General features: G+C 69.2%; 1 protein-coding gene. It reads left to right on the top strand.

Annotated elements, in window-relative coordinates; genetic code table 11:
• Positions 1 to 6478: amino acid adenylation domain-containing protein (locus ACFTZB_RS41215; protein WP_378441047.1), on the top strand; the 6478-nt coding region annotated here is incomplete at both ends.

A 6478-nucleotide genomic window follows, 5' to 3' on the forward strand; every position in this document is an offset into this window, starting at 1 on the left:
CTGCGCCGGGTGGAGGTGGCGCAGGCGGTGGTGGTGCTGCGTGGTGATGGGGTGGCGGGGGAGTATCTGGCGGGGTATGTGGTGCCGGTGGCCGGGATGGTGGTGGACGAGCGGGTGGTGCGGGAGTCGGCGGCGGCGGTGTTGCCGGGGTTCATGGTGCCGTCGGTGGTGGTGGTGTTGCCCGAGTTGCCGGTGACGGTGAACGGCAAACTCGATCGGAAGGCGTTGCCGACACCCGACTTCGGCAGCATGGCCGAAGGTTTCGTGGCACCTCGTACTCCCATCGAGGAGATCGTGGCCGCCGTCTGCGCCGACCTGCTGGGACTCGACAGGGTGGGCGCACACGACAACTTCTTCGACCTCGGTGGGAACTCGCTGATCGCCACCCGATTGGTGGCCCGGATCAATGCGGTCGTCGGGGACCGCATCGGACTACGCGACGTGTTCGACGCCCCCACCGTCGCGGGTCTGGCCCTGCTGGCCGAGTCGCAGGACGGGCTCGAGGCCCGCCCCCCGCTGAAACCGAGGGAGGGCACCGCGCAAGTTCCCGTGTCGCCGGCCCAGCAGCGCATGTGGTTCGTCAACCAGTTCGACACCTCCTCCTCCGCCTACAACGTCGCGTTCGCGCTGAGACTCGAGGGCCGGCTCGACGTGTCGGCGCTCCAGACGGCGGTCGCCGACGTCATCGAACGACACGAGGCCGTGCGCACCGTCTTTCCCCTCGCCGACGACGGCCCCCGCCAGGTGATCCTGCCCGCGGCGAGTGCGGTACCCGACCTCACTCCGGTCAGTGTGTCGAGTGAAGTGGACCTCCGCGAACAATCACTGACACTGCTGTCCGCCGGATTCGACGTCACCACGGAATTGCCGCTGCGCGCGCGACTGTTCCGGCTCGACGACAACGTGCACGTGCTCGCGGTGGTGGTGCATCACATCGCCGCCGACGGCTTCTCGATGGCACCGCTGGCCCGGGACGTCATGGCCGCGTATGCGTCCCGAGCGATTGGGTCCGCCCCGGACTGGGCGCCCCTGGACGTGCAATACGCCGACTACGCGCTGTGGCAGCGGGAGTGGCTGGGATCGGAATCCGATGAGAAGTCGCCCATCTCGCGGCAGCTCGCCTATTGGACCACCACGCTGTCGGACCTGCCCGAACTGCTGGAGCTGCCCACCGACCGTCCCCGGCCCGCCGTCCGGTCCCTTCGCGGCGGTCACGTCGAGTTCGTGATCGACCCGGACATTCATGCGGGTGTCGCGAGGCTGGCGCGGGAACACACCACCACGGTATACATGACGTTGCATGCCGCGCTGGCGGTCGTGCTCGCACGCGTGAGCGGCGCGGACGACATTGCCGTCGGGACGCCGATCGCAGGTCGCGGCGAACGCGAACTCGACGACGTGGTCGGCATGTTCGTCAACACCCTCGTCCTGCGCACCCACGTCGACGGCGGCGACACCTTCGCCGAATTCCTCGGTCGCGTCCGGGAAACCGATCTGGGTGCCTTCACGCACGCGGAGGTTCCGTTCGAGCGGGTGGTGGAGGTACTGAGCCCGTCCCGGGTGACGGCGTACGCGCCGCTGTTCCAGGTGATGCTCGAGTTCCAGGACATCGAGCGTCCCACACTGGAACTGCCGGACCTGCAGGTCCGGAACATCGACTACGAGATCGACACCGCCAACTTCGATCTGCAATGGACCCTGGCCGAGCAGTTCGACGAACACGGCAACCCGGCAGGCATCGTCGCGGGACTCGGCTACGCGACCGACCTCTTCGACGAGGACACGGTGATCGGGTTCGCGGAACGACTCGTGCGCATCCTCGCGGCGGTCACCGCCGACCCCGGCGCCCTGGTCGGCGACGTCGATATCCTCGGATCTTTGGAGCGCGCCCTGCTCACCCCGGTGCCGGGGGGTGCGGCCGTCGCGCCGCGGACGCTGCCGAACCTGATGGCCGACGCGGTCGCGCACGATCCGGAGGCCACGGCGCTGATCTTCGCCGGGAGTTCGGTGCGGTACGCAGAACTCGACCAGCGTTCGAACCGGCTGGCCCGCATGCTGATCGAACGCGGTATCGGACCCGAGTCGGTGGTCGCGCTGTGCATCCCGCGGTCCGTCGAGTCCGTATTGGCCGTCTGGGCGATCGCGAAATCGGGGGCGGCGTTCCTCCCCGTGGACCCGAATCACCCGCCGGCGCGGATCGAGTACATGCTCACCGACTCCGGCGCCGTGTGCGGGCTGACCGGGTCCGCGCAGCGTGGCGCACTGCCCGACGGGGTGCCGTGGCTGGTGCTGGACGCCCCCGGCATCGAGGACGATCTATCGCACCATCCGGCGTCGGCGATCACCGACGACGACCGGATCGCGCCCATCCGGGCCGACAATCCGGCGTACCTCATCTACACGTCGGGGTCGACGGGCACACCCAAGGGCGTGATCACCACCCACCGCGGTCTCGCCGCCTTCGCGGCACAGGAGAGGGAGACGTTCGGCACGACGCCCGAATCCCGGACCCTGCACTTCGCGTCACCGAGTTTCGATGCGTCCGTCCTCGAACTGCTGCTGGCGATCGGCGCGGCAGCGACGATGGTGATCGCACCACCGTCCGTATACGGCGGCGCCGAACTGGCGCAGTTGCTCGAAACCGAGCGGGTCACGCACTGCTTCGTCACTCCGGCGGCGCTCGCGTCGGTCGACCCCGCGGGTCTGACCGCCCTCGAGTGTGTCGTGACCGGCGGTGAGGCGTGTCCGCCCGAACTGGTCGCCCGGTGGGCGCCGGGCAGGCGCATGTTCAACGCGTACGGGCCGACCGAGGCGACAGTCGTGTCGAGTATCAGCGACCAACTGGTGCCGGGCGAACCGGTCACCATCGGCACACCCACCCTCGGTTTCGCCGAGACCGTGCTGGACTCACGACTGCACCCGGTACCTGCCGGTGTCGCGGGCGAGTTGTATCTCGCAGGTCCCGCCCTCGCGCGCGGATACCGCCGGCGGTACCCGCTCACCGCCGAACGTTTCGTCGCCGATCCGTTCGGAGTGCCGGGAAGCCGGATGTACCGCACCGGGGACCGGGCGCGCTGGCTTCCCGACGGCCAGTTGGAGTACCTCGGGCGGACCGATTCCCAGGTGAAAATTCGGGGCTTCCGGATCGAACTCGGCGAGGTCGAGTCGACGCTGCTCACCCACGACTCCGTCGCCCACGCGGCGGCGAGCGTGTGGAACGCCGACGGCGGAGGCGACCGGCTGATCGGGTACGTGGTGCCCGAATCCGGTGCGACGATCGATTCGCGGGCAGTCCTCGACTTCGTCGCCGGCCGGTTGGCGTCGTACATGGTCCCGGCCGCACTGGTGGTACTCGACTCCCTTCCCCTGACGGTCCACGGAAAGCTCGACCGCACAGCGCTTCCGGCACCCGACTTCACCGGATCCGGAAGCCGGCCGCCGCAGACCGAGACCGAGGAACTTCTCGCCGGACTGTTCGAGAACGTGCTCGGACTCGATTCGGTCGGCGCGGACGATTCGTTCTTCGCCCTCGGCGGCGACAGCATCCTGTCCATCCAGTTGGTGGCCCGAGCCCGGGCGGCCGGTGTGATCCTCTCTCCCCGAGACGTATTCGACCACCGAACCATCTCCGGCCTCGCCGCTGCCGCTCGATTCGACCGCGACGGCAGGGTCGCTCTCGGCGAGTTGTCGGGCGGTGGCGTCGGCCCCCTGCCGCTGACACCCGTCGCGCGCTGGATGTTCGAGCGCAGCGGCGGACGGCTCGACAGGTTCTCGCAGGCATTGCTGCTGGCGGCCCCCGACGGTCTCACTCACGAGATGCTCGTCGGCGCCGTCGAGGCGGTACTGGACCGGCACGACATGCTCCGGGCGCGTGTGTCCGCGGACGGCATGGACGTGCTGCCTGCGGGTTCGGTACCGGCGGACGTCCGCCGGGTGCCAGTCGACGCGGTGCGGGGCGAAGACTTCACCGCACTCGCCGGCGCCGAACTCGATGCCGCGGCGGACCACCTGGACCCGGCCGCCGCCCGCATGGTGCGGGTGGTCTGGTTCGACGTCCCGGACGACGTCGGGCGACTGCTCGTGGTGGTGCACCACCTGGTGGTCGACGGTGTCTCCTGGCGGATTCTCGTGGCCGACCTCGCGTCGGCGGCCGGCCGACTCCAGGCCGGTCTCACACCGTCGTTGCCGGCAATCGGAACGTCGATGCGACGCTGGTCGCACGGACTGGCCGAGGCCGCGCGGACCAGGACGGGTGAACTCGCGTCGTGGGAGAAGATCCTCGACGGCCCCGATCCGCTGATCGGTTCGCGCCCGCTGGATCCCGCGATCGATGTGGACGCGACCGTCGGCACCGTCACGGTCGACGTGCCGTCGGCGGTGACCCATGCCCTGCTCACCACACTGCCCGAGGCATTCCACGGGACTGTGGGCGACGGGTTGCTCACCGCGGTCGCCCTGGCACTGATCGCCTGGCGACGGGAACGCGGCGCCGCCGTGTCAGACGCGCTGCTCACCCTCGAAGGCCACGGCCGCGAGGAGCAGATCGTCCCGGGCGCGGACCTCTCCCGCACCGTCGGATGGTTCACCACCGTGTATCCGGCGCGATTGGATCTCACCGGACTCGATGTCGACGACGCGCTGGCTGGCGGCGCCGCGGCGGGGCAGGCGGTCAAGACCGTCAAGGAACAGTTGCTCGCGATCCCGGACCACGGCATCGGCTTCGGACTGCTCCGCTACCTGGACGACGAGACGTCGAAGTCGCTCCGCGGATTCCGCTCTCCGCAGGTCAGTTTCAATTATCTCGGGCGGGTGACTCTCTCCGGCGGAGGCGACGACTGGCTGCCGGTGGAGAGCACACTCGGCGGCACCAGAAACCGCGACATGCCCGTCGCGTCCGTGATCGACATCAACGCCTTCGTCTCCGACACCCCCGACGGGCCCCGGCTACGGGCGTCGTTCGCGTTCCCGACCGGTGTCCTCCCCGAGACCGAGGTCGCGGCGTTCGCGGAACTGTGGCGCCGTGCCCTGGAGGGTCTCGCCGCGCACACGGCACGACGGGACGCGGGCGGGCTGACACCGTCCGACCTTCCGCTGGTCCCGGCGAACCAGCAGCAGATCGACCGCTGGGAGGGGCGGTTCCCGACACTGCAGGACGTGTGGCCGCTGTCGCCGCTGCAGTCGGGGTTCCTGTTCCATGCCTCGCTGGCAGCGGAGTCGATGGACGTCTACACGGCCCAACTGCGGATCGATTTCGAGGGCGAGGTCGACACGATGCGCCTGCGGGCGGCCGCCGCAGGACTACTGGCTCGCCACGCGAATCTGCGCACCGCGTTCGTCTACGACGACGGGGTACCCGCGCAGATCGTTCTCGCCGCGGTGGAGGTGCCGTGGAGGGAGGTCGATCTCACCATCGCCGGAACCGAGTCGGAACTTGCGCGACTGCTCGACGAGGACCGCAGTGCCCGATTCGATCTCGCCCGGCCACCTCTGCTCCGCCTGACGCTGTTCCACACCGCTCCAAGCAGTTTCGTCCTGTCGATCACGAACCACCACATCGTCCTCGACGGCTGGTCGATGCCGCTGCTGGTGCGGGAACTACTGGTCCGCTACGCCTCCGGCGGCGACCCGGCCGGACTGCCGGAGCCGCCCTCGTACCGCACGTACCTGGAATGGGTCGCGAGCCGGGACACGGAAGCGTCGGCCCTGGCCTGGGAACGAGCACTCGACGGTGTCGAGGAGCCGACGCTGGTCGCGCCGCACGCGTCCGCGGCGCTCTACGGTGTGCCCCACGAACTCGACGTCGACCTGCCCTCCGGGATTCTCGACGGGCTCGCGACAACGGCCGAACGCGCGCGTGTCACGATGAACACGGTGATCCAGGCCGCGTGGGGTGTGCTGTTGTCCCGGTTGGTCTCCCGTGACGACGTGGTGTTCGGGGCCACCGTGTCCGGACGTCCGCCGCAACTGTCCGGTGTCGAGAACATGCTGGGACTGTTCATCAACACGGTGCCGGTGCGCGTGCGGCTGGACCCGGACGAGAGCATCGCGGTACTGCTCGCCCGCCTGCAGGACGAGCAGACGGCCCTGCTCGACCACCATCACCTCGGCCTCGGCGACATTCAGTCGCTGGTGGGTCTGGGCAACCTGTTCGACACGCTGTCGGTGTTCGAGTCGTACCCGATCGACACGTCCGGACTGGACGAGAGCACCGACATCGGTGGCGTGCGGGTAACCGGTCTCGATGCCCGAGACGCCACGCACTACCCGGTCACGCTGCTCACGATCGTCGAACCGCGACTGCGGCTGAGTCTGCGCTACCAGCCGGCGATCCTCGACCGGGTCACCGTCACCGCGCTCGCCGACCGCCTGGCCCGGATCCTCGCGACGATCGCCGGGGATCCGGACATCGCGGTGGGGGATGTGGAGGTTCTGGGCGCGGCTGAGCGGGGGTTGGTGGTCGAGTCGTGGAACGCGACGT

It is taken from the genome of Rhodococcus sp. NPDC057014 (assembly GCF_042673295.1).
Lineage (GTDB): Bacteria > Actinomycetota > Actinomycetes > Mycobacteriales > Mycobacteriaceae > Rhodococcus_F.